Raw genomic sequence first — 24,349 nt, 5'->3', positions numbered from 1 at the left:
AGGCAGAAGCGGGTCACCGGACCTCCTCCGGTGACCCGCCCCTCCCGTACGACGGAGCGTCAGCGCAGCAGCTCCACCTCCGCCAGGGTCGCCGGCGCGTCGGTCACCAGGCGGTACTTCGGGTACGCGCCCGGCTTCGCCACCGTGAAGACCCGGGTCTGCCGGTCCCAGGCGAAGGACTCACCCGACCGGGTGTCGACGGTCCGCCACGTCGTGCCGTCCGCGGAGCCCTGCAGCACCCACCCCTTCGGCGCTCCCGCCGCCGTGGCCGACGTCAGCGTGTACTGGACCGCCTCGGTGGACGACGCCACCGGCAGCTCCACCGACTCGACCGGCGCCTCCGTCCGCGAGGTGTTGTCGAAGAGCGCGCCCGGCCCCGTCAGGGCGTCGGTGCGCGGCGACGGCACCTTGTCGTCCTGAGTGATCGAGACCGGCGCCGCGTCGCGGCCCTTGCCGCCCGCGCCGGCGGCCGAAGCGCCCTTGCCCGTGCCCCAGGACGACGGCTCCGGACCCATCGCGAACTCCACCGTGCCGCCCCGCGCCAGCACCTCGTGCGGCAGCGCCGTCGAGTTCCAGCTCTTCCCGTTGACCTTCAGGCCCTGTACGTAGATGTTCTTCGCGCTGTTCTTGGGCGCCTTGACGACCAGGGTGCGGCCGTTGTCCATCCGTATCGTCGCCTTCGTGAACAGCGGCGAGCCGACCGCGTACTCCCCGCTGCCCATCACCAGCGGATAGAAGCCGAGCGCCGAGAAGAGGAACCACCCCGACTGCTCACCGTTGTCCTCGTCACCGTGGTAACCCTGGCCGATCTCGCTGCCGCCGTAGAGCCGGCCCAGCACCTCGCGGACCTTCTCCTGGGTCTTCCACGGCTGCGCCGCCGCGTCGTACATGTACGTGACGTGGTGGGCGACCTGGTTGGAGTGGCCGTACATGCCCATCCGTACGTCGCGCGCCTCCGTCATCTCGTGGATGACGCCGCCGTACGACCCCTTGAACTCGGCCTCGGCCGTCTCCGGCGTCGTGAAGTACGTGTCCAGCTTCTCCGCCAGACCCGCGCGCCCGCCGTACAGGTTGGCCAGCCCCCGCGAGTCCTGCGGGGCCGTGAACGCGTAGCCCCAGCCGTTCGTCTCCGTGTAGTCGTATCCCCACACCCTCGGGTCGTACGACGCCGACGGGAGCCGCCAGTCGCCCTTCAGGTTCCGGCCCTGGAAGAAGCCCGCGTCCTTGTCGAAGAGCGAGACGTAGTTCTGCGCGCGGTTGAGGAAGTACGCCGACTCCTCCTTGTAGCGGGCCTTCCCCGTCTTCTTGTGGAGCGCCTCGCCCATCTTCGCGATGCCGTAGTCGTTGAGATAGCCCTCCAGCGACCAGGACAGGCCCTCGTGGGTCTCCGTCGAGGCGTAGCCGAGGAACGGCGAGGTCTCGGTCCCCTTGCGGCCCACGCCCGCGCTCGGCGGCGCCACCGTCGCGTTCTTCAGAGCCGCCTCGTACGCCGCCTCCGCGTCGAAGGGAACGCCCTTGACGTACGCGTCCGCGAAGGCCACGTCCGAACTGGTGCCGGTCATCAGATCCGCGTAGCCGGGGGAGGACCAGCGGGAGATCCAGCCGCCGTCCTTGTACTGCTGGACGAAGCCGTCGACCAGCGACCCCGCCTTCTTGGGGGTGAGGAAGGAGTACGCGGGCCAGGTGGTCCTGTACGTGTCCCAGAAACCGTTGTTGACGTACACCTCACCGTCGACGATCCTCGCGCCCGTCCGCGTCGGGGTGTCCGTGCCCGCCTTCGGTGAGAAGGGGCTGGCGTACTGCTGCTTCGGCCTGGCGGCCGAACCGGTGTTCTCGAAACCGGAGTTGGGGTAGAGGTAGAGCCGGTAGAGGCTGGAGTACAGCGTGGTGAGCTGGTCGTGGTCCGCGCCCTCCACCCGCACCCGGCCCAGGATGTCGTCCCAGGCGCGCTGGGCCCGGTCCTCGACCCGCTCGAAGCGGGTGCCCGCCGGTATCTCGTCGGCGAGGTTCTTCTTCGCCTGGTCGACGCTGATCAGCGAGGTCGCCAGGCGCAGGGTGACGGTGCGGTCGGCGCCGGCGTCGAAGCGCAGATAGCCGCTGACGTCCGCGCCCCCGCCGCCGGTCGGTTTGCCGCTCGCCGTCACGGGCGCGTCGAAGACGCCGTAGACGAAGAGCCGGGTCGCGCCGGTCGACAGGCCGCTCCGTACGTCGGAGTAGCCGGTGAAGGAGCTGGTCGCCGGATCGAGGGTGAGCCCGCCCGCGTTGGAGACGTTGTCGAAGATCATGCTCGCGTTGTCACCCGGATAGGTGGTGCGCACGATCGCCGCGTGGTCGGTCGGGGCCATCTCGGTCTTCAGACCGTTCTCGAAGGTCACCCCGTAGCGGTACGGCTTCGCGGTCTCGTTCTCGTGCCGGAAGGGCAGCGCGCGGGCGGTGCGGGAGGCGTTCGGGGTGGACTCCGCCACCGACGGCATGAACTGGAAGGTCTGCCGGTCGCCCATCCACGGGCTCGGCTGGTGGCTCGCGGCGAACGCCTGGAGGGTGGGGAGGTTGTCGGCGTTGTTGCCGCGGCTGTACTCGTACAGCCAGCTCGTCGACCCGGCGTTGGTCACCGGCGTCCAGAAGTTGAACCCGTTCGGCACGGCGGTCGCGGGGAAGTTGTTGCCGCGGGAGAACGAGCCGCTGGAGTTGGTGCCCCGGGTGGTGGACGCGTAGTCGGAGAGCCGGGCGAGCGGCTTCTCGGCCGCCTTGGGCGCCAGGGTGATGTCGTCGAGCCATCCCTCGAACTCCCCCGGTCCCTTACGGGAGTCGTACGCGACCAGGACCCGGTCGACGGTCTTGCCCTGCGCGACCTGGCCGATTCTGGCGTCCACCTGGTTCCACTGGTTGACGTAGAGCCGCTTGGCGTCGCCCTGGCCCTGCGGGGTCAGCGCCCCGCCGTGGGTGTCGGTCGCGTTCAGCTCACTCAGATAGGTGCCGTCGGTGAAGGCGAGGTCCACCGACACGTTGGTGGCGGGGTAGTTCAGGTCCGTCCCGTCCATGGCGGGGTAGATCCGGTACGAGAGCGCCGTGTCACGCCGTACCGCCACATTCACGTCGAAGACCTTGTTGTACGAGTACGCGCGCCCCTCCGCGCGGTGCGTGCCCGAGTACTTCAGCGCCCTCTTCCCGGTGAAGCCCGCGCCCGACTTGGCGGTGGGGGAGCCGGCCGGGCCCCGGTCGACCTGGGTGCGCATGTCCTGCGGCGCGGGGGCGTCCGTGCCGCCGTCGGAGAACTGCACATCGGCCAACTGGGTCGCGTCGGAAGCGCCGTTGTTCCGTGTGATGTCCAGCCGGTAGTGCCGGTAGGCGCCCGCGGCCGCCGGGTCGATGTCGTAGGACACGGTCCGGAAGCGCTCCGGGAAGGCCTGGTCCTTACGGGTGTCCAGGTCCTTCCACTCCTTGCCGTCGGTGGAACCCTGGAGCGTCCAGTCCCGGGGGTCGCGCTCCGCGTGGTCGTTGGCCGAGGTCAGGGCGTACGTGACGACCTTGACCGGCTCGTCGAGGTCGAACTCGACCCAGGCGGTGGGCGTGAACGCCAGCCACTTCGTGGCGGACCGGACGTCGACCAGGTTCTCCTTGGTCTCGCCGGAGCCGGTGTTCTCCCCGCTGGCGCGCAGGTCCACCACCCGGTCGGTGACATTGCCCGGAATCCCGTTGGTGAAGCCGCCGTCGACACCGGATGACCGCTTCTCGCCGTCGGCTCCCACCTCGACGGTGTTACGCCAGTCCGGCTGGGGTTCCTCCTGTTCGAACGAGGACGTGAATTCTCTGTCCGCCGGACGCGGCCCGGCGGACTGGGCCGCGACGGCGGATTGGGCCGTGACGACGAGCAGTGAGGCGGCCGCCACCAGGGCGGCCGAATGCCATGGTCCGGGGCGGAGTCCGGGTCTGAGCTGCATACCGAGCTTTCCTCCTGCGTACCGAGTCGGACAACGTTGTCAAACCAGACGGGCAGGTCCAGTAGGGGCTAAGTGCACAGTGGTGTCAAGGGTGTTGGAAGGATGGCGTGTCCGGAACCGGGCGCGGGTCGAACGCCGGTGCCGTCGAATCCGTACGCAACCGGCGTGCGTGTCCGGGAGGTCTCAACTAGGGAAAGACTGCCGTCCAAACTCGCTTTTGATCTTGCTCAGTTGACAGGAAATGGACTATACCTGTCGGCGTCCGCCGTGATGGCCGAACATGATCGAGCACAGCATTCCTGCACGACCCAGCTTCAATCGACCGCGGTGGCGGAGCCCTTCTCCTCAGGTGAGAAGGACGGGCGACCGGTACACCGCCTGAGTCCTGGAGAAGGCGAGGACTTGAGCATGGGATCCACCTCCGCTCGGAACGACAACGCGGGCCTCGGCCGTCGTGATGTGATCAAGCGGTCCGCCGCGATCGGGCTGATCACCGTCCCGACGATGAGCTTCCTCGCCTCCTGCGCGAGCAGCGACAGCGGCAGCGACAAGAAGGTCGAGAAGGGCAAGACGTCCGAGAAGAACCCGCTCGGGGTGAACGAGAGCGCGCCGCTCGACTTCGTCCTGTTCAACGGCGGATTCGGTACGGAGTACGCCACGGACGCCGTCAAGCAGTACGAGACGGCCTTCCCCAAGGCGAAGGTGAAGTTCGGCTCCACCCAGAAGATCCAGTCCGAGCTGTCGCCGCGCTTCAACGGCGGTACCCCGCCCGACCTGATCGACAACTCCGGCGCCGAGCAGATGGACATGGGCGTCCTGGCCGGTAAGAAGCAGCTCACCGACCTGACCCCGCTGATGGACGCCCCGTCGTACGACGACCCGTCGAAGAAGGTCCGCGACACGCTGCGCCCCGGCGTCCTGGAGATGGGCCAGCTCGACGGCGACCCGGTCTGGATCATGTACTACGCCTACACGGTGTACGGCGTCTGGTACTCGCAGACCGCCCTCGACAAGCTCGACGCCGCGTACCCCGAGGACTGGGACGCGATGCTGGCCCTCTGCGAGAAGGCCAAGAAGAAGGGCATCGCGGGATGGACGTACGCCGGCAAGTACCCGTACTACCTCCCCTTCTCGCTCTCCCCGTTCATCGGGAAGATCGGCGGCTCTGAGGTCCTGGACGCCATCGACAACCTGGAGCCGAACGCCTGGAAGCACCCGGCCGTGAAGTCCGCGTTCGAGGCGTACTTCGAGCTGTTCAAGAAGGGGTACATCCTCCAGGGCACCCCCGGTCTCGACCACACGCAGTCGCAGACCGCGTGGACCGAGGGCCAGGCGCTCTTCCTCCCCAACGGCTCCTGGGTGGAGAACGAGGCGGCGAAGACCACCCCGAAGGACTTCCAGATGAAGGTGGCCGCGCCGTCCAGCCTGGACAGCTCGGACAAGCTGCCGTTCGGCACGCTGTGGGCCTCCGGCGGCGAGCCGTTCATCGTGCCCGCCAAGGCCAAGAACCCGGACGGCGGCATGGAGCAGCTCCGCATCATGCTGAGCGAGGCGTCCTCGAAGAACTTCACGTCGAAGGTGAAGTCGCTGAGCGCGTTCAACGGCGGCACCGACGGGCTCACCCTCTCCACCGCGCTCCAGTCCGGTGTCGACGCGCTCGCCAAGGCGGGTGACAACGTGCTCAACCCGCGCATGCAGGACTGGTACGTCGAACTGCAGAAGCAGAAGATCGGGGTGGGCGTGCTCGGCGAGATGATGGCCGGGCGCATGACGCCCGCCGAGGCGGTCAAGAAGTGCCAGGAGTTCGCGGACGCCACGGCCAAGGACACCTCCATCAAGCACTACAAGCACCGGTAGCGGCGGAAGCGTCCGGGGATCCCGTACGACGGGCCGGGGTTCCCGGACACGGCCCGTCGTACGGGGTCCCAGAGCGGCACGGCGTCACGGCGCCGGAGATTCGGGGTCGGGAGACATGCAGCACGGCAAGTACCGTTTCATCGTGGGGTTCCTGATCGGCCCCCTCGCGCTGTACGCGCTTTTCGTCGTATGGCCGTTCGTGCAGTCCATCTACTACTCGTTCACGGACTGGACCGGGCTGAGCCCGGACTTCTCGCTGACGGGCTTCGACAACTACAGCCGGATGCTCGACGACAGCACCTTCTGGAGCTCGCTCCAGCACAGCCTGCTCTTCGCGCTGCTGCTGCCCGTGGTCGTGCTCGGCCTCGCGCTGTTCTTCTCGTTCATGCTCAACGTCGGCGGGCGGAGCCGCAAGGGGGCGGCGATCTCGGGGGTCCGCGGCTCGTCCTTCTACAAGATCGTGTACTTCTTCCCGCAGGTGCTCTCGATCGCGATCGTCGCGCTGCTCTTCCAGTTCGCGTACAACCCGAACAGCGGCGCCATCAACTCCGCGTTCTCCGCGGTCGGCCTGGACAGCGTGAAGCCCGACTGGCTCGGCGATCCGAACCTCGCGCTGTGGTGCGTGATGGCCGTCCTCGTCTGGAGCACGACCGGCTTCTTCGTGGTCCTCTTCTCCGCGGGCATGGCCTCCATCCCGAAGGACTTCTACGAGGCGGCGCTGCTGGACGGCGCCAGCCGGTTCACGACCTTCTTCCGCATCACCCTGCCGCTGCTCTGGGACACCGTGCAGTCCGGCTGGGTCTACATGGGGATCCTCGCGCTCGGCGCGGAGTCCTTCGCGGTCGTCCAGATCATGACCGTGGGTCCCGGCGGGCCCGCTGATTCCACCAATGTCCTGACCCTGCTCGTCTACCAGAAGGCGTTCCGTGACGGTCAGGCGGGCTATGCGACCACGATCGGTGTCGCCCTGCTCCTCGTCACGCTGGCCTTCTCCGCCCTCGTGATGCGGCTGGGCCGACGTGAGCGGCTGGAGTACTGATGAAGACCACCGACACCCCTCCGCCGGCCGATCTGCCCCCCGCGGCGGACCCCGTGACCCGGACCGCCGTGACCAAGACCGACGCGCCCGCGCCGAAGGAGAGCGCGACCGGCGGCGTCCTCAACGTCTTCTCGCACGGCGTGCTCGTCATCTGGGCGTTCCTGGTCGCCATGCCGCTGCTCTGGGCGGTCATGACGTCCTTCAAGGACGACCGGTCCATCTTCACCAGCCCCTGGGCACTGCCGGACCAGCTGCACTTCGAGAACTGGTCGCGCGCCTGGACCCAGGCGCACATGAGCGACTACTTCCTCAACACCATCCTGGTGGTCGCCGGTTCGCTGACCGGCACGCTGCTCTTCGGCTCGATGGCGGCGTACGTCCTGGCCCGCTTCGAGTTCCCCGGGAACCGGTTCATCTATTACCTGTTCATCGGCGGGATGAGCTTCCCGATCATCCTGGCGCTGGTCCCGTTGTTCTTCGTCATGAACAATCTGGGCCTGCTCAACTCCCTCCACGGCCTGATCCTGGTCTACATCGCCTACTCGCTGCCGTTCACGGTCTTCTTCCTGACCTCCTTCTTCAGAACCCTGCCTACCTCGGTCGCGGAAGCCGCGCTCATCGACGGTGCCTCGCACACCCGGACGTTCTTCCAGGTGATGCTGCCGATGGCCAGGCCGGGCCTGATCAGCGTCGGCATCTTCAACTTCCTCGGCCAGTGGAACCAGTACCTGCTGCCCACGGTGCTCAACACCGACCCGGACCGCAAGGTCCTCTCCCAGGGGCTGGTGCAGCTCGCGGTCAGCCAGGGGTACAAGGGCGACTGGTCGGGGCTCTTCGCCGGGCTGGTGATGGCGATGCTGCCGGTGCTCGCCGCGTACATCATCTTCCAGCGGCAGGTCGTCGCGGGACTGACGGCGGGAGCGCTCAAGTAGGGCTGGCCCTCCGTACCGGGCCGGAAGGTACGGTCCAACCGCCCGTCGTCGCTGTCCGACGGGCGGTTCGGCGCGTTCACTTTGCTCAAGGTCTTGACGGGGGCGGGCCCGAAAGCTGAGCTTAGGGTTCACAAGTTGGAGATAGGTCGGGGTCTCAGCGGTGCGGCCCCGGCCGGCGGCGGTGGTCGTGCCGTGCGTCAAGGGCAGGAGTGGATGAGTCGTGGAGACTCCAGGGTCGCAGTCGTCTCTGCACCGGGCCAACCTCGAACGGGTCGTACGCGCGGTGCGCCTGGCCGGTGCACTGACCCAGGCGGAGATCGCACGGAGCACGGGTCTGTCGGCGGCCACGGTCTCCAACATCGTCCGTGAGCTGAAGGACGGCGGAACGGTCCAGGTCACCCCCACCTCGGCCGGCGGCCGGCGGGCCCGCAGCGTCTCGCTCAGCGGGGACGCGGGCATCGTCGTCGGTGTCGACTTCGGCCATACGCATCTGCGCGTGGCGGTCGGCAACCTCGCCCACCAGGTGCTCGCCGAGGAAGCGGAACCCCTCGACGTGGACGCCTCCTCGGCGCACGGCTTCGGCCGCGCCGAGGAACTGGTCGAGCGGCTGATCGTGACCACCGGCGTCAGCCGTCAGAAGGTGATCGGTGTGGGGCTCGGGGTGCCGGGCCCCATCGACGTCGAATCGGGCACGCTCGGCTCCACCTCGATCCTGCCGGGCTGGACCGGCATCAACCCCGGCGACGAACTGGCCGGACGCCTCGGCGTCCCGGTGTACGTCGACAACGACGCCAACCTCGGCGCCCTCGGCGAACTGGTCTGGGGGAGCGGGCGCGGGGTCAGCGACCTCGCGTACATCAAGGTCGGCAGCGGCGTCGGCGCGGGGCTGGTCATCGAGGGCCAGATCTACCGGGGCCCCGGTGGCACGGCGGGCGAGATCGGGCACATCACGCTGGACGAGTCCGGCCCCGTCTGCCGCTGCGGCAACCGCGGCTGCCTGGAGACCTTCGCGGCGACCCGCTACGTGCTGCCCCTGCTCCGGTCCAGCCACGGCGCCGGCCTGACCATGGAGCGCGTCGTCCAGCTCGCCCGCGAGGGCGACCCCGGCTGCCGCCGGGTGATCGCGGACGTCGGCCGCCATGTCGGCAGCGGCGTCGCCAACCTCTGCAACCTCCTGAACCCCAGCCGCGTGGTGCTCGGCGGGGACCTGGCGGAGGCCGGGGAACTGGTGCTCGGACCGATACGGGAGTCCGTCTCCCGGTACGCCATCCCGAGCGCCGCGCGGCAGCTCTCGGTGCTCCCCGGGGCGCTCGGGGGCCGGGCCGAGGTGCTCGGGGCGCTGGCGCTCGTACTGAGCGAGATGGGCGATTCGACCCTGCTGGAGAGCGCACTTCCCGCCGCCACGCCCGCCGCCTCGTCCGTCTCCGCTCCCGCCTTCACTTAGATAATGAATGGCACCGTTGTCATCTCGTTAAGGATTTACTCCTTGACGCCGACTACGGACCGGAGTTGACTTCCAGCCACCTCGGCCGCAACGACGCGGCCTCGTCAGGGAGGTTTTTGAAGTGAACGCAAAGATGCGTCGCGCCGCCGTGGCCACCGTCGCTACCGCGATGGCCGTCTCCCTCGCCGCCTGCGGCAGCGCCAAGGAGTCCGGAGACAAGGCCGAAGCGTCCACGTCGGACAAGAAGGGCCCGATCACCGTCGGGCTGCTCCTGCCGGAGAACCAGACCGCCCGGTACGAGAAGTTCGACAAGCCGCTGATCGAGAAGAAGGTCAGCGAGCTGACCGACGGCACCGGCAAGGTCGTCTACGCCAACGCCAAGCAGGACGCGACGACGCAGAGCCAGCAGGTCGAGACCATGATCACCAACAAGGTGAGCGTGCTGGTCGTGGACGCCGTCGACTCGAAGGCCATCGCCAGCTCGGTCAAGAAGGCCAAGGACGCCGGCATACCGGTCGTGGCGTACGACCGGCTCGCCGAGGGCCCGATCGACGCGTACACCTCCTTCGACAACGAAGAGGTCGGCAGGGTCCAGGGCCAGGCGCTCCTGGACGAGCTGGGGGACAAGGCCAAGTCCGGCGACATCGTCATGATGAACGGCGCCGTCACCGACCCGAACGCCGCCTTCTTCAAGAAGGGCGCGCTCTCCGTCCTCGACGGCAAGGTGAACATCGGCAAGTCGTACGACACCAAGGAGTGGAAGCCGGAGAACGCCAACGCCAACATGGAAGGCGCCATCACCGCGCTGGGCAAGGACAAGATCATCGGGGTCTACTCCGCCAACGACGGCATGGCGGGCGGCATCATCACCGCCCTCAAGGGCGCCGGCTTCAGCAAGCTCCCCCCGGTCACCGGACAGGACGCCGAGCTCAACGGCGTGCAGCGCATCGTCGCCGGTGAGCAGTTCATGAGCGTCTACAAGTCGTACCCGACGGAGGCCGAGATCGCGGCCGAGCTGGCCGTCGCGCTCGGCAAGGGCGAGAAGCTCGACTCCATCGCCACGTCCAAGGTCGACAGCCCCACCACCAAGGGCGTCCCGTCGGTGATCGTCCCGGTCGTCTCGCTGACCAAGGACAACATCAACGACACCGTGATCAAGGACGGCATCTACACGGTCGCCGAGATCTGCACCGCCAAGTACAAGGCCGGCTGCGACGCGATCGGCCTCAAGTAGGTCCCGGCACCCGCAAGCCTGTCCGGCGCCCCGCCCGTCAACGCCCCGCAGCCAGGGCTGGTGCCCGGCCCGGCGAGCACTGCCCCGTGGCAGAGCTCGCCGGGTCGCGGCACCAGGCGCCGGACGGACCCGCGACGGCAGCCGTCCCCGGCCGCCGTCGCGGGTCGCCCCGCCCGCCGCGCCCCCGATCTCCGCGCGGCAGGCTCCCCCCCCCGTTCTGTGCTCGACCACCGCGCCTACCCCCCCCGGCGCGGCATCCCCGCCGGTCAGGCGGCGAAGGAGATGGTTCATGTGACCGCTACGCCCGTGCTGGCGTTGCGAGGGGTCTCCAAGCGGTTCGGTGCCGTCCAGGCGCTCACCGACGTAGAGCTTGAGGTCCACTCCGGCGAGGTGGTCGCCCTCGTGGGCGACAACGGCGCCGGGAAATCCACGCTGGTGAAGACCATCGCCGGCGTCCACCCGGTCGACGACGGCGTCATCGAGTGGGAAGGCAGGCCCGTCTCGATCGGCCGGCCGCACGATGCCCAGAACCTGGGCATCGCGACCGTCTACCAGGATCTCGCGCTCTGCGACAACATCGATGTCGTCGGAAACCTCTACCTCGGCCGCGAGCTGCGCAGTTGGGGCGTGCTCGACGAGGTCGAGATGGAGCGCCGCTCGCGCGAGCTGCTGACAACGCTGTCGATCCGGATCCCCAGCGTCCGTATCCCGATCGCCTCGCTCTCCGGCGGTCAGCGCCAGACCGTGGCCATCGCCCGCTCCATGCTCGGCGAACCCAAGCTCGTCATCCTCGACGAGCCGACCGCGGCCCTCGGTGTCGAGCAGACCGCCCAGGTCCTCGACCTCGTCGAGCGGCTCCGGGAGCGCGGCCTCGCCGTCCTCCTCATCAGTCACAACATGGCGGACGTCAAGGCCGTCGCCGACCGGGTCGCCGTGCTCAGGCTCGGCAGCAACAACGGTGTCTTCGATGTCGCGAGCACCTCGCAGGAGGAGATCATCGCCGCCATCACCGGCGCCACGGACAACGCGGTGACCCGCCGCGCCTCGCGCAACGTGGAGGTTCAGAAGTGAGTACGGACAAGACCTCCCCGTCGCTCGCCAAGAGCACCGACGCCAAGCCGCCGGCCCCCACTCCGGTGGACGCCCCGCCCGCCGCGGACGGCGCGGTCACCGCGGTCGACCCCCGGCTGCTCGTACGCGAACAGGGCTTCGCCGGATACCTGACCGAGTTCAAGCGGCGGATACGCGCGGGCGACCTGGGCTCCATACCCGTCGTCATCGGACTCGTCGTCATCTGGGCCATCTTCCAGAGCCTCAACTCGAACTTCCTCACCGCGGGCAATCTCTCCGACATCTCCGTCGCCATGGTCGGCACCGGGATGATCGCCGTCGGCATCGTCTTCGTCCTGCTGCTCGGCGAGATCGACCTCTCGGTCGGCTCGGTCAGCGGGGTGTCCGGCGCCATCGTCGCCGTGCTGAGCGTCACGCACGGCATGAACGAGTGGCTGGCCCTGGTCGTCGCCATCGTCAGCGGCGCGGCCATCGGCGCGGTCCACGGCTTCTTCTTCGCCCGCGTCGGCGCCCCCGCCTTCGCCGTCACTCTGGCCGGACTGCTCTTCTGGTCCGGCTTCATGCTTCAGATCCTCGGCAGCAACGGCACGATCAACCTCACCCCCGACGGTGTGATCACCCAGCTCACCAGCTACTACTTCACCGATGTCGCGGCGGCCTACGGCCTCGCCGTCGTCGCGGTCGCCGCGTACTTCCTCACGGCGTTCCTCGACAACCGCCGGCGCGAGGCGGCCGGAGTCCCGTCCCGCCCGCTGAGCGAGATCCTGCTGCGCACCGGGCTGCTCGCCGTCCTCTCCTTCGGCGTGGCGATCCTCTACAACCAGTACAAGGGCCTGCCCCTGGCGGTCGTGATCTTCCTCCTCGTGCTCGTCGTCACCGACTTCGTGCTGCGCCGCACCGCGTACGGCCGGAAGATCTTCGCCCTCGGCGGCAGCGTCGAGGCGTCCCGTCGCGCCGGTATCAACGTCACGCTGATCCGGATCTCGGTCTTCTCGATCGCCGGTACGTTCGCGGCGGTCGGCGGCCTCTTCATCGCCTCCAAGATCGCCTCGGCCAACCAGGGCGCGGGCAGCGGCGACCTGCTGATGAACGCCATCGCGGCGGCCGTCATCGGCGGCACCAGCCTCTTCGGCGGCCGGGGCCGCACCTGGAACGCGCTGCTCGGTGTGCTGGTGATCGTCTCCATCCAGTACGGGCTGGCCCTCCAGGGCATCGCCTCGGCGATCCAGTTCATGATCACCGGCGCCGTCCTGCTGGCGACCGTGGTCATCGACGCCGTCACCCGCAAGACCCAGAAGACCGCGGGCCGCGCCTGATCCCCCGCCCCGCGCACCGCGCACGGCCGCGCCCGGCACCCGGTGAACCACCGGGTGCCGGGCCGTGTCGTACCACGCCGGAACCACCGGCGTATCAGGAGCCCCTCAAGGGCACACTGATATGACATGCCTACGGCCGAACGGGTGACGCACAACGCACCGCCCGGCGTCCACCCGCCCGAGTGGAACATTAGACTCGGCTGATCGGCAGGGCTCGACGGCTCATATACGCAAGGAGGCACGGGTGGCGATGCTGACCCGCATCAGGGGACCGCGCGATCTGGACCGGCTCGGCCCGGAGCAGCTCCAGGAGCTGGCCGGCGAGATCCGGTCCTTTCTCGTGGACGCGGTCTCCAAGACCGGCGGCCACCTCGGCCCCAACCTCGGGGTCGTCGAGCTGACCATCGCCCTGCACCGTGTCTACGACTCCCCGCAGGACAAGGTCCTGTTCGACACGGGCCACCAGTCGTACGTGCACAAACTGCTCACGGGACGTCAGGACTTCTCGAAGCTGCGGAGCAAGGACGGCCTCTCCGGCTACCCGTCCCGCGCCGAGTCCGACCACGACATCATCGAGAACTCCCACGCCTCCACCGTCCTCGGCTGGGCCGACGGCCTCGCCAAGGCCAACGAGGTCCTGAAGAAGGACGACCACGTCGTCGCCGTGATCGGGGACGGCGCCCTCACCGGCGGCATGGCCTGGGAGGCGCTCAACAACATCGCCGCCGCCAAGGACCGCCCGCTCGTCATCGTCGTCAACGACAACGAGCGGTCGTACGCGCCGACCATCGGCGGCCTCGCCAACCACCTGGCGACCCTGCGCACCACCGACGGTTACGAGCGCTTCCTGGCCCGCGGCAAGGACCTCCTGGAGCGCACCCCGGTCGTCGGCCGCCCCCTGTACGACACGCTGCACGGCGCCAAGAAGGGCCTCAAGGACTTCATCGCCCCGCAGGGCATGTTCGAGGACCTCGGCCTCAAGTACGTCGGCCCGATCGACGGCCACGACATCGAGGCCCTGGAGTCCGCGCTGGTGCGCGCCAAGCGCTTCGGCGGCCCGGTCATCGTGCACTGCATCACGGAGAAGGGCCGCGGCTACGAGCCGGCCGAGCAGGACGAGGCCGACCACTTCCACGGCATCGGCCCCATCCACCCCGACACCGGCCTGCCCATCGCCGCCGCCGGCATGGACTGGACCTCGGTCTTCGGCGAGGAGATGGTCAAGCTCGGCCACGAGCGCGAGGACATCGTCGCGATCACCGCGGCCATGCTCCAGCCGGTCGGCCTGGAGAAGTTCGCGAAGGCGTTCCCCGACCGCGTCTACGACGTCGGCATCGCCGAGCAGCACGGCGCGGTCTCCGCGGCGGGCCTCGCCACCGGCGGGGTGCACCCCGTGTTCGCCCTCTACGCGACCTTCCTCAACCGCGCCTTCGACCAGGTCCTGATGGACGTCGCCCTGCACCGCTGTGGAGTGACGTTTGTTCTCGACCGGGCCGGCGTCACCGGCACCGACGGCGCCTCGCACAACGGCATGTGGGACATGTCGATGCTCCAGTGCGTGCCGGGCCTGCGGATCGCCGCCCCGCGCGACGCCGACCAGGTGCGCGCCCAGCTCCGGGAGGCCGTCGCGGTCGAGGACGCCCCGACCGTGGTCCGCTACTCCAAGGGCGCCGTCGGCCCGGCCGTCGCCGCCCTCGGCCGGATCGGCGGCATGGACGTGCTGCGCAGGCCCGAGGAGGGCCCGGCCGACGTGCTGCTCGTCTCCGTCGGCGCGCTCGCCCCGATGTGCCTGGAGATCGCCGGCCTGCTCGACCGGCAGGGCATCACCACGACGGTCGTCGACCCCCGCTGGGTCAAGCCGGTGGACGAGGCGCTCGCCCCGCTCGCCGAGCAGCACCGCGTCGTCGTCACCGTCGAGGACAACGGCCGCGTCGGCGGCGTCGGCTCGGCCGTCGCGCAGGCGCTGCGGGACGCCGGGGTCGACGTACCGCTGCGGGACTTCGGCATCCCGCCGCGCTTCCTCGACCACGCCTCCCGCAAGGAGGTCATGGCCGAGATCGGGCTGACCGCGCCGGACATCGCCCGCCAGGTCACCGGCCTGGTGGCGAAGCTCGACGGCCGGCTGACCGGCGCGTCCGCCGAGGTCGCCCGCGACTGACCACCCCTCCGGCGCCGGCCGTCCGGATCCGACCGCGCCGGATGGCGCGAATGGGCCGTTCCGACCACCCGTCCAGGGCGGTCGGAACGGCCCATCCGTGTGAATTGTGCCGATACCGGGTATTCGGGGCCCGCAGCCTCTCGATCATTGCCGGATGAACGCGCACACGGAGGTACGCCGGTGAGTACGCAGCAGGACCCGGGACCGGCCCGAAGTGGTCTATTCCGCACAAAAAACGTAGAGCAGTCCATTCGCGACACCGAAGAACCCGAGTACGCGCTCAAGAAGACCCTCTCCGCGCTCGACCTGACGGTCTTCGGCGTCGGAGTGATCATCGGCACCGGCATCTTCGTGCTGACGGGCGTCGTCGCCAAGCAGACCGCCGGACCCGCCACCGCCCTCGGCTTCGTCGTCGCGGGCATCGTCTGCGCCCTGGCCGCGCTCTGCTACGCCGAGTTCGCCTCGACCGTGCCGGTCGCCGGATCCGCGTACACCTTCTCGTACGCCTCCCTCGGCGAACTCCCCGCCTGGATCATCGGCTGGGACCTCGTCCTCGAACTCGCCCTCGGCTGCGCGGTCGTCGCCGTCGGCTGGTCCGGATACGTACGCTCCCTGCTCGGCAACGCCGGGGCGAGCCTGCCCGACTACCTCTCCGGCACCCAGAACGGGAAGTTCGGCTTCGACCTCCTGGCCTTCCTGCTCGTTCTCGTCCTGACCGCGATCCTCGTCGCCGGGGTGAAGCTCTCCTCCCGGATCACCGGCGTCATCGTCGCCGTCAAGGTCACCGTCGTCCTGCTCGTGGTCGTCGTCGGCGCCTTCTTCATCACCGGCTCCAACTACAAGCCGTTCATCCCGCCGGCCGAGACGGCCACCGCCGGCGGCGGTCTCGCCGCGCCGATCATCCAGCTCATGGCCGGGTACACGCCCACCAACTTCGGCGTCATGGGGATCTTCACCGCGGCGGCCGTCGTCTTCTTCGCCTTCATCGGCTTCGACATCGTCGCCACCGCCGCCGAGGAGACCCGCAACCCGCAGCGCGACGTGCCCCGCGGCATCCTCGGCTCGCTCTTCATCTGCACCGTGCTCTACGTCGCCGTGTCCCTCGTCGTCACCGGCATGCAGCACTACACCGAACTCTCCGTGGAAGCCCCGCTCGCCGACGCCTTCAAGGCCGTCGGCCAACCCTTCTGGGCCGGCCTGATCAGCTTCGGCGCGGCCGTCGGGCTCACCTCGGTCTGCATGATCCTGCTGCTCGGCCAGACCCGGGTCTTCTTCGCGATGAGCCGGGACGGACTGCTGCCGAGGACCTTCTCCCACGTCCACCCGAAGTTCGGCACGCCTCACCGCTCCACCATCCTCCTCGGGGTGCTCGTCGCGATCGTCGCGGGCTTCACCTCCATCGAGGAACTGGCCGAACTCGTCAACATCGGCACCCTGTTCGCCTTCATCGTGGTCGCGCTCGGCGTCATCATCCTGCGCCGCACGCGCCCGGACCTGCCGCGTGCCTTCCGCGCCCCGCTGGTGCCCTGGGTGCCGATCGCGTCCGTACTGGCCTCCCTGTGGCTGATGCTCAACCTGCCCGCCGAGACCTGGCTGCGCTTCGGCATCTGGATGGTCATCGGCTGCGTCGTGTATTTCATGTACGGCCGGGCACACAGCCGGATCAACACACCGCGCTGACGCCGGGCCGGGCCCCGGGGACCGTCCCGGGCGGGCCCGCGGCTACGCGGGCTCGTCCGGCGGCTCCCGTACGGTCCTCGGCCCCGCGCAGCGCGCACCGTACGCCGCCACGCGCAGCCGCAGTTCCCGGTCGGCGGTGACCACGAGGCAGCCCACCCCGTCCCGCGCCGCCCCCGCCGCCAGCTCCACGATCAGGTCGTCCCCGCTGCCGGCCGCCGGCTCCACCCGTACGCCCGGCACCGACTCCACGCCCCGGGCCGCGCCCTCCACGACGAGGACGACCTCGACGGGGCCCGGCTGCCCGGCCACCCCCTCCGCCGCGAACGGCACCAGTGAGTCGCGCAGCCGCTCGGTGGCCCCGCGCCGGTCGCGCCACCACCCGTCGGGCACGGAACCGACCACGTTCGCCGCGTCGACGATCAGCTTGTTCAGCACCTCCGCAGCGTGCCACAGTCACCCGCCCGTCAGCCGCCGGGCGCCCCGGGTGACTCCCCGAACCTCCGCCGCATACCCCCGCGTACTATCGTTGTCCGGGATTTCTCGCACTCGGGGAGGTGGCGGCAGGCCATGGCACCGCACCACACCCCGGCCGAGCCGCTCGCGGACTCCTCGCTCCCCCCGGTCACCGGCTGGCTGCTGCGCGGCAAGGACGGCAGGCTGACGGCGTACGCGCCCACCCCGGGCGGCGTCCTCCGCTGGACCGAGACCCGGACCGGCGGCCCCGAGTGGTCGGGTCCCGAGTCGCTGCCCCTGGCCGGCCTCCTGCCGTACACGGCGGTCGCGCAGGGCGCCGACGGCTTCGTCCATCTGCTGGGGGTACGGGACCGGCCGGGCGCCGGCGGAGCCGTCGAGCGCGATCTCGTCCACGCCGTGCAGTTCCAGACGGGCCGGCCGCTGCGGGACTGGCAGTCCGTGGGCAATCCGCACGGCAAGGACCGCGAGAAGGGCGCCCGCATCGGCATGCCGTCCGCCGTCCTGGACACGACGGGTTCGATGCACCTGTTCGTACGCAACGCCAACGGCGGTCTCTCCGCCAAGCACCAGTCGCCCACCGGCCGTTGGCAGCCGTGGGGCGGTGCCAACGCCGCGGACACGACCCTGACCGGCGAGACCTCCGCCGCCGTCACCGACGGCGGGGCCATCGACATCCTCGTCCCCGCCGGGGGCGGCACGGTGCGCTGGCTCCGCGGGGCGCCCGACGCGAAACTGGCGCGCGCCGAGGACGAACCCGTCGCGTCCGTCGCGCCCGGCACGGTCACCGCCGGGGCCACCGGCACCGGACGGCTCACCCGCTTCTGGCGCGACGCCGACGACGGCACCGTCCGCGCCTGGCGCCCCGGGATCGCCCCCGTCGCCCTCGGCGGCCCCGGCACCGGCCCGCTCGCCCTGCTCCGTACACCCGTCGACGGGTACGACTGCACGATCCTGGCCGGCCGCGGCCCCGACGGCCGCCTCCAGGTCGCCGCGTACCCCACCGAGGACGAGGACGCGGGCCTGAACTGGACCCCCACCGGCGAGCCCTGCGCGGGCGCCCCGGCGCTCGCCCTGGACGGCACGGGCCGGGTGGTCCTGGCCTGCCGCGGACTCGACGGCGCCCTGCGCGTCACCCGGCAGAAGGACGAGGCGGGCCTGGCGCTGGAGGCCTGGCGGACGATCTGACGCCACCGGCCCGGGCAGACGCCACTGGCCGGGAAAGGAGCGGGCCGTACGGGGACTCCCGTACGGCCCGTCCGGCACCACCGGATCAGCTCACGGCGTCACGGCGTCACGGCGTCACCGCGTCACACGGGCACGCTCGCCACGCCCGGCGCCAGGAACGGCTTGCCGTTCACCCGCTCCGAGACGCCCGCGCGGTCCAGGTACGGGGTGACACCGCCCAGGTGGAAGGGCCAGCCCGCGCCCGTGATCAGACACAGGTCGATGTCCTGCGCCTCGGCGACGACGCCCTCGGCCAGCATCAGACCGATCTCTTCCGCCACCGCGTCCAGCACCCGCTCGCGCGTCTGCTCCTCCGTCAGCACGGTGTCGCCCTGCTTCAGCAGCGCCGCGACCTCCGGGTCCAGCTCCGGCACTCCGGATTCGTACACGTAGAAGCCGCGCTTGCCCGCCCTGACCACCGCGGCCAGGTTCTCGGAGACCGTGAACCGGTCCGGGAACGCGCCGTGCAGGGTCTCGGAGACATGCAGGCCGATCGCCGGGCCGACCAGCTCCAGCAGGACCAGCGGCGACATCGGCAGCCCCAGCGGCTCCACCGCGCGCTCCGCCACCTCGACCGGCGTGCCCTCGTCGATGACGTTCTGGATCTCGCCCATGAAGCGGGTGAGGATCCGGTTGACGACGAACGCGGGCGCGTCCTTCACCAGCACCGCCGTCTTCTTCAGCTTCTTCGCCACCCCGAACGCGGTGGCCAGCGACGCGTCGTCGGTCCGCTCGCCGCGCACGATCTCCAGCAGCGGCAGGATCGCGACCGGGTTGAAGAAGTGGAAGCCGACGACCCGCTCCGGGTTCTTCAGCTTCGAGGCCATCTCGGTGACCGACAGCGACGAGGTGTTCGTGGCGAGGATCGCGTGCGCCGGGGCGACCGCCTCGACCTCCGCGAACACCTGCTGCTTGACGCTCATTTCCTCGAACACGGCCTCGATGACGAAGTCCGCGTCCGCGAACCCCTCGGCCTTGTCCAGCACACCGGAGACCAGGCCCTTGAGCCGGTTGGCCTTGTCCTGGTTGATCCGGGACTTCAGCAGCAGCTTGTCGATCTCGCCGTGGACATAGCCCACGCCCTTGTCGATCCGGTCCTGGTCGATGTCGGTCAGCACGACCGGCACCTCAAGACGGCGCAGGAACAGCAGCGCCAGCTGCGAGGCCATCAGCCCCGCGCCCACGACACCCACCTTGGTGACCGGGCGGGCCAGCGACTTGTCCGGCGCGCCGGCCGGCCGCTTGGCGCGCTTCTGCACCAGGTTGAACGCGTAGATCCCCGACCGCAGTTCACCGCCCATGATCAGGTCCGCGAGGGCCTGGTCCTCCGCGTCGAAGCCGGCCTGGAGGTCGCCGTCCTTCGCCGCCGCGATGATGTCCAGCGCGCGGTACGCGGCGGGGGCCGCGGCGCCCACCTTGGAGTCGGCGACGGAGCGCCCGTGCGCCACGGCCGCGTCCCACGCCTCGCCCCGGTCGATCTCGGGGCGCCCGACGATCACCTCGCCCTTGAGCACCGACGCCGTCCAGACCAGCGACTGCTCCAGGAAGTCCGCCCCGTCGAACAGCGCGTCCGCGATCCCCAGGTCGTAGACCTGACCGCCCTTGAGCTGCTTGTTCTGGTTGAGGGAGTTCTCGATGACGACCTTGACCGCGCGCTCCGCGCCGATCAGGTTGGGCAGCAGTGTGCAGCCGCCCCAGCCGGGCACCAGACCGAGGAAGACCTCGGGCAGCGAGAACGCGGGCAGCGCCGCCGAGACCGTACGGTACGTGCAGTGCAGCCCGATCTCGACGCCGCCGCCCATCGCCGCGCCGTTGTAGTACGCGAAGGTCGGCACCGGCAGTGCGGCGATCCGCTTGAAGACCTCGTGGCCGCCCCGGCCGATCGCGAGCGCGTCCTCGTGGCGCTTCAGCAGCTCCACACCCTTGAGGTCGGCGCCGACCGCGAAGATGAACGGCTTCCCGGTGATCCCGACCCCGACGATCGACCCCTCGGACGCCTCCGCGCCGACCTGGTCGAGCGCGGCGTCCAGATTCGCCAGCGACTGAGGGCCGAACGTCGTCGGCTTCGTGTGGTCCAGGCCGTTGTCCAGCGTGATGAGCGCGAACCGCCCCGCCCCCGCCGGGAGTTCGAAGTGGCGTACGTGCGCCTGGGTGACGACCTCGCCGGGGAACAGCTCGGCCGCGCCCTTCAGGAGTTCAGCGGTGCTCACTTGGTGCCTCCGTCGAAGTGCGGGTTCTCCCAGATGACCGACGCGCCCATGCCGAAGCCGACGCACATCGTGGTCAGGCCGTACCGGACGTCCGGCCGCGCCTCGAACTGCCGGGCCAGCTGGGTCATCAGCCGTACCCCGGAGGAGGCCAGCGGATGGCCGAAGGCGATCGCGCCGCCGTACTGGTTGACGCGCCCGTCGTCGTCCGCGATGCCGTAGTGGTCGAGGAATGCGAGCACCTGCACCGCGAACGCCTCGTTGATCTCGAAGAGACCGATGTCGGAGATGGAGAGACCCGCCTTGGCGAGGGCCTTCTCGGTCGACGGGATCGGGCCGTACCCCATCACCTCGGGCTCGACCCCGGCGAAGGCGTACGACACGAGCCGCATCCGGACCGGCAGCCCCTGCTCGCGGGCGAAGTCCTCGGCGGCGATCAGCGAGGCGGTGGCGCCGTCGTTCAGCCCCGCCGCGTTGCCCGCGGTGACCCGGCCGTGCGGCCGGAACGGAGTCTTCAGGCCGGCGAGCATCTCCAGCGTCGTACCCGGCCGCATCGGCTCGTCGGCGGTGGCCAGGCCCCAGCCGGTCTCCCCGGTCTCCGGGTTCGTCCGGCGGACCGAGATCGGCACCAGGTCCTGCTGGATCGAGCCGTTCGCGTACGCCTTGGCCGCCTTCTCCTGCGACCGCACCGCGTACTCGTCCGCGCGCGCCTTGGTGAGGTGCGGGAAGCGGTCGTGCAGGTTCTCCGCCGTCATGCCCATGAAGAGCGCGGACTCGTCGACAAGCTTCTCGGAGACGAACCGCGGGTTCGGGTCGACGCCCTCGCCCATCGGGTGCCGGCCCATGTGCTCGACCCCGCCCGCCACGACGACGTCGTACGCGCCGAAGGCGATGGAGCCCGCGGTGGAGGTCACGGCGGTCAGCGCGCCCGCGCACATCCGGTCGACCGAATAACCGGGCACCGACTGCGGCAGCCCCGCGAGGATCCCCGCGGTCCGCCCGAGCGTCAGGCCCTGGTCACCGATCTGCGTGGTCGCGGCGACGGCCACCTCGTCGATCCGGGCCGGGTCGAGGTCCGGGTTGCGGCGCAGCAGCTCCCGGATCGACTTGACGACGAGATCGTCGGCCCGGGTCTCGTGGTACATGCCCTTCGGGCCCGCCTTGCCGAACGGGGTGCGGACGCCGTCGACGAAGACGACATCCCTGACGGTACGAGGCACGATGGCTCTCCTCCAGGGTGCGGGATGGCACTGCGGGGCACGCCGAAAGGCGTGCTTCCACCCCCATGCTACTTACCAGTAACCAAGTTGCCCAGCCCTGCTGTCCTTCCGACCGTGCTCCTAAGCCGCGACCAGCGCCTTCGCCAGGAGGGGGGCCACCAGCTCCACCTGCCACCGGCGGGCGCCGTGCGCGGTCAGGGCCGCCGCCACGTTCTCCACCGTCGGCTCCTTCGGCGGCTCCCAGCAGACCCGGCGGACCGTGTCCGGTGTGATCAGGTTCTCCTGCGGCATGGTGATCCGCTCCGCCAGTTCCGAGACCGCCGCGCGCGCCGCCGAGAGCCGTGCCGCGGCCTCCGGGTCCTTGTCGGCCCAGGAGCGCGGCGGCGGGGGGCCCGTGAGGGGCTGGCCGGGCTGGGGCAGCTCCGTGTCGGGCAGGGCCTTCGCCCGGTCGACCGCCGCCTGCCACTGTTCGAGCTGGCGTCTGCCCATCCGGTGGCCGAACCCGGGGAGGGCCGTCAGTGCCTGCACGGTCGCGGGCAGCGAGAGCGACGCCTCGACGATCGCGGTGTCGCTGAGCACCTTGCCGGGGGAGACGTCGCGCCGCTGCGCGACCCGGTCGCGGGTCGTCCACAGTTCCCGTACGACCGCCATCTGCCGGCGGCGGCGCACCTTGTGCATGCCCGACGTGCGGCGCCACGGGTCCTTGCGCGGCGGCGCGGGCGGGGCCGCGGCGATCGCCTCGAACTCCTGGTGCGCCCAGTCGAGCTTGCCCTGCCGGTCCAGCTCCTTCTCCAGGGCGTCCCGCAGATCGACGAGGAGCTCCACGTCGAGCGCGGCGTACCGCAGCCAGGGCTCGGGGAGCGGGCGGGTCGACCAGTCGACGGCGGAGTGGCCCTTCTCCAGCGCGTACCCGAGGACGTTCTCGACCATGGCGCCGAGACCGACCCGCGGGAAGCCCGCGAGGCGGCCCGCCAGCTCGGTGTCGAAGAGCCGGGTGGGGATCATGCCTATTTCCCGCAGGCAGGGCAGGTCCTGGGTCGCCGCGTGCAGGATCCACTCCGTACCGGAGAGGGCGTCGCCGAGCCCGGAGAGGTCGGGGCAGCCGACGGGGTCGATCAGCGCCGTGCCCGCGCCCTCGCGGCGGAGCTGGACGAGATAGGCGCGCTGACCGTAGCGGTAGCCGGAGGCGCGCTCCGCGTCGACGGCGACGGGTCCGGTGCCCGCGGCGAAGGCGGCGGTCACCTCGGCGAGCGCCGCGTCGGTGGCGACCACCGGTGGAATGCCCTCGCGGGGCTCCAGCAAGGGGATCGGCGCCGATTCGACGTCGTCCGGGGGTGGCGACACCAGCGACTGTCGCCGCGGGCCCCCGGTGGTTCGCAGTGCTGGCTCTGCTGCGGTCTCTTGGGCGTCGGTCACCTGTCAAGGGTATCTGTGAACGGACGGCGCCCGTCGACGGAACGTTCCGTCGACGGGCGGTGGGGGCGAGAAGCGGTCAGTGCTCCTGTCCGGTCGCGTGCCCGGTTCAGTGGATGATTCCGGTACGGAGGGCCACGGCGACCATCCCCGCCCGGTCACCCGTGCCGAGCTTGCGCGCGATGCGGGCGAGGTGGCTCTTGACGGTGAGCGCGGACAGGCCCATGGAGACGCCGATGGCCTTGTTGGACTGGCCTTCGGCGACCAGCCGGAGGACCTCGACCTCGCGGCCCGACAGCTCCCGGTAGCCACCGGGGTGGTTCGGGGCGCCCGGGGGGCGGCGGTGCATCCGCTGACCGGCGCCCAGCGGGGCGACGCCGGGGCGGCCGGGGTGGCCGATGTTCGTACGGGTGCCGGTGACGACATAGCCCTTGACGCCGCCCGCGAGGGCGTTGCGCACCGCGCCGATGTCGTCGGCGGCGGAGAGGGCGAGGCCGTTGGGCCAGCCCGCCGCCCGGGTCTCGGACAGCAGGGTCAGCCCGGATCCGTCGGGCAGGTGGACGTCGGCAACGCAGATGTCGCGCGGGTTGCCGACGCGGGGGCGGGCCTCCGCGATGGACGACGCCTCGATGACGTCACGTACTCCAAGGGCCCACAGGTGGCGGGTGACGGTGGAGCGGACGCGTGGGTCGGCCACGACGACCATGGCCGTCGGCTTGTTCGGGCGGTAGGCGACCAGGCTTGCGGGCTGCTCAAGGAGAACGGACACCAGGCCTCCTGGGGAAGGTGCGGGACGGGGCCGGCTGCGGGGGATGAAGCCGGGGCGAACCGTGTGTGAAGGGTCATTGACCTCTTCGGCAGCAATCCCGCTCGCCTTTAGAGAATGATCACGAATTAGTGAGTAACAATTCGGGCAATTCGGATGCGTGATCGATCATCCTACGAGTGGTCCCCCGGACGGGGGAGCGCGGGGGACGTGGTGTGGCGGAGTGGTGAAGGCGCGTGCGACGCGAGCGCGGAGGTGAGGGGCGCGGAGACAGGGCGTGCGACGGGAGCGCGGAAGCGGGCGCGCGCCACCGCCGCCGGGGTCGCGGGGCGGTGCGGTCAGGCGGTCAGGCGGTCAGGGTGGCGAAGTGGGG

Annotated in this window: 16 protein-coding genes; 10 read left to right on the top strand and 6 right to left on the bottom strand. The window is 70.2% G+C overall.

Annotated elements, in window-relative coordinates; genetic code table 11:
• Window positions 1–59 precede the first annotated feature (59 nt).
• A complete protein-coding gene (locus tag AB0P17_RS22340) occupies window positions 60–3,941 on the bottom strand; it encodes a GH92 family glycosyl hydrolase (protein ID WP_365813493.1) in 3,882 nt (1,293 codons plus the stop codon).
• A 408-nt stretch (window positions 3,942–4,349) separates the two neighbouring features.
• On the opposite strand from AB0P17_RS22340, the gene ngcE reads away from it, so the two are divergent.
• From ngcE to AB0P17_RS22295, 9 genes are all read left to right on the top strand, one after another.
• Window positions 4,350–5,798, top strand: coding sequence for an N-acetylglucosamine/diacetylchitobiose ABC transporter substrate-binding protein (ngcE, locus tag AB0P17_RS22335; protein ID WP_365813491.1), 1,449 nt, complete (start codon window positions 4,350–4,352; stop codon window positions 5,796–5,798).
• Window positions 5,799–5,913: 115 nt separating this feature from the next.
• Entirely contained in the window at window positions 5,914–6,837 is a 924-nt protein-coding gene (locus tag AB0P17_RS22330) for a sugar ABC transporter permease (RefSeq protein WP_365813490.1), read from the top strand.
• Window positions 6,837–7,769: a carbohydrate ABC transporter permease gene (locus AB0P17_RS22325; protein ID WP_365813488.1), complete on the top strand. Its 933-nt coding sequence runs from the start codon at window positions 6,837–6,839 to the stop codon at window positions 7,767–7,769. Before AB0P17_RS22330 ends, AB0P17_RS22325 begins: the two co-directional genes overlap by 1 nt.
• 220 nt (window positions 7,770–7,989) lie before the next feature.
• Window positions 7,990–9,213: an ROK family transcriptional regulator gene (locus tag AB0P17_RS22320; RefSeq protein WP_365813486.1), complete on the top strand. Its 1,224-nt coding sequence runs from the start codon at window positions 7,990–7,992 to the stop codon at window positions 9,211–9,213.
• Between the two features lie 133 nt (window positions 9,214–9,346).
• Window positions 9,347–10,447 carry a sugar ABC transporter substrate-binding protein gene (locus tag AB0P17_RS22315; protein WP_365813607.1) on the top strand — a complete coding sequence of 367 codons (1,101 nt, stop codon included), beginning with the start codon at window positions 9,347–9,349 and terminating at the stop codon, window positions 10,445–10,447.
• 282 nt (window positions 10,448–10,729) lie between these two features.
• Complete coding sequence (locus tag AB0P17_RS22310) at window positions 10,730–11,518, top strand: ATP-binding cassette domain-containing protein (RefSeq protein ID WP_365813484.1); 789 nt, start codon at window positions 10,730–10,732, stop codon at window positions 11,516–11,518.
• Window positions 11,515–12,834: a sugar ABC transporter permease gene (locus AB0P17_RS22305; RefSeq protein ID WP_365813483.1), complete on the top strand. Its 1,320-nt coding sequence runs from the start codon at window positions 11,515–11,517 to the stop codon at window positions 12,832–12,834. Before AB0P17_RS22310 ends, AB0P17_RS22305 begins: the two co-directional genes overlap by 4 nt.
• A 244-nt stretch (window positions 12,835–13,078) precedes the next feature.
• On the top strand, window positions 13,079–14,992 hold the full coding sequence (dxs, locus tag AB0P17_RS22300; RefSeq protein WP_365813480.1) for a 1-deoxy-D-xylulose-5-phosphate synthase: 1,914 nt from the start codon (window positions 13,079–13,081) through the stop codon (window positions 14,990–14,992).
• Window positions 14,993–15,172: 180 nt separating this feature from the next.
• Entirely contained in the window at window positions 15,173–16,672 is a 1,500-nt protein-coding gene (locus AB0P17_RS22295; protein ID WP_365813479.1) for an amino acid permease, read from the top strand.
• 42 nt (window positions 16,673–16,714) lie between these two features.
• Here AB0P17_RS22295 and AB0P17_RS22290 read toward each other — a convergent pair whose 3' ends face one another.
• Complete coding sequence (locus AB0P17_RS22290; RefSeq protein ID WP_365813605.1) at window positions 16,715–17,104, bottom strand: NTP pyrophosphohydrolase; 390 nt, start codon at window positions 17,102–17,104, stop codon at window positions 16,715–16,717.
• Window positions 17,105–17,239: 135 nt separating this feature from the next.
• Here AB0P17_RS22290 and AB0P17_RS22285 point away from each other — a divergent pair, with 135 nt between their 5' ends.
• Complete coding sequence (locus tag AB0P17_RS22285; RefSeq protein ID WP_365813477.1) at window positions 17,240–18,331, top strand: hypothetical protein; 1,092 nt, start codon at window positions 17,240–17,242, stop codon at window positions 18,329–18,331.
• A gap of 122 nt (window positions 18,332–18,453) precedes the next feature.
• Here the strand turns inward: AB0P17_RS22285 and AB0P17_RS22280 are convergent, their stop codons facing one another.
• The 4 genes from AB0P17_RS22280 to AB0P17_RS22265 all read right to left on the bottom strand — a co-directional run bounded on the left by AB0P17_RS22280 (window position 18,454) and on the right by AB0P17_RS22265 (window position 23,979).
• Entirely contained in the window at window positions 18,454–20,580 is a 2,127-nt protein-coding gene (locus AB0P17_RS22280) for a 3-hydroxyacyl-CoA dehydrogenase NAD-binding domain-containing protein (protein ID WP_365813475.1), read from the bottom strand.
• On the bottom strand, window positions 20,577–21,797 hold the full coding sequence (locus AB0P17_RS22275; protein ID WP_365813473.1) for an acetyl-CoA C-acyltransferase: 1,221 nt from the start codon (window positions 21,795–21,797) through the stop codon (window positions 20,577–20,579). The genes AB0P17_RS22280 and AB0P17_RS22275 overlap by 4 nt, the downstream gene beginning before the upstream one ends.
• A gap of 120 nt (window positions 21,798–21,917) precedes the next feature.
• A complete protein-coding gene (locus AB0P17_RS22270; protein WP_365813471.1) occupies window positions 21,918–23,213 on the bottom strand; it encodes a ribonuclease D in 1,296 nt (431 codons plus the stop codon).
• Window positions 23,214–23,319: 106 nt separating this feature from the next.
• Window positions 23,320–23,979 carry a response regulator transcription factor gene (locus AB0P17_RS22265; protein ID WP_329823583.1) on the bottom strand — a complete coding sequence of 220 codons (660 nt, stop codon included), beginning with the start codon at window positions 23,977–23,979 and terminating at the stop codon, window positions 23,320–23,322.
• Window positions 23,980–24,349 lie beyond the last annotated feature (370 nt).

It is taken from the genome of Streptomyces sp. NPDC088124 (assembly GCF_040685895.1).
Taxonomy (GTDB): domain Bacteria; phylum Actinomycetota; class Actinomycetes; order Streptomycetales; family Streptomycetaceae; genus Streptomyces.
The sequence above is the reverse complement of the archived record's forward strand: the minus strand, read 5'-3'. Positions and strand labels throughout refer to the sequence as shown.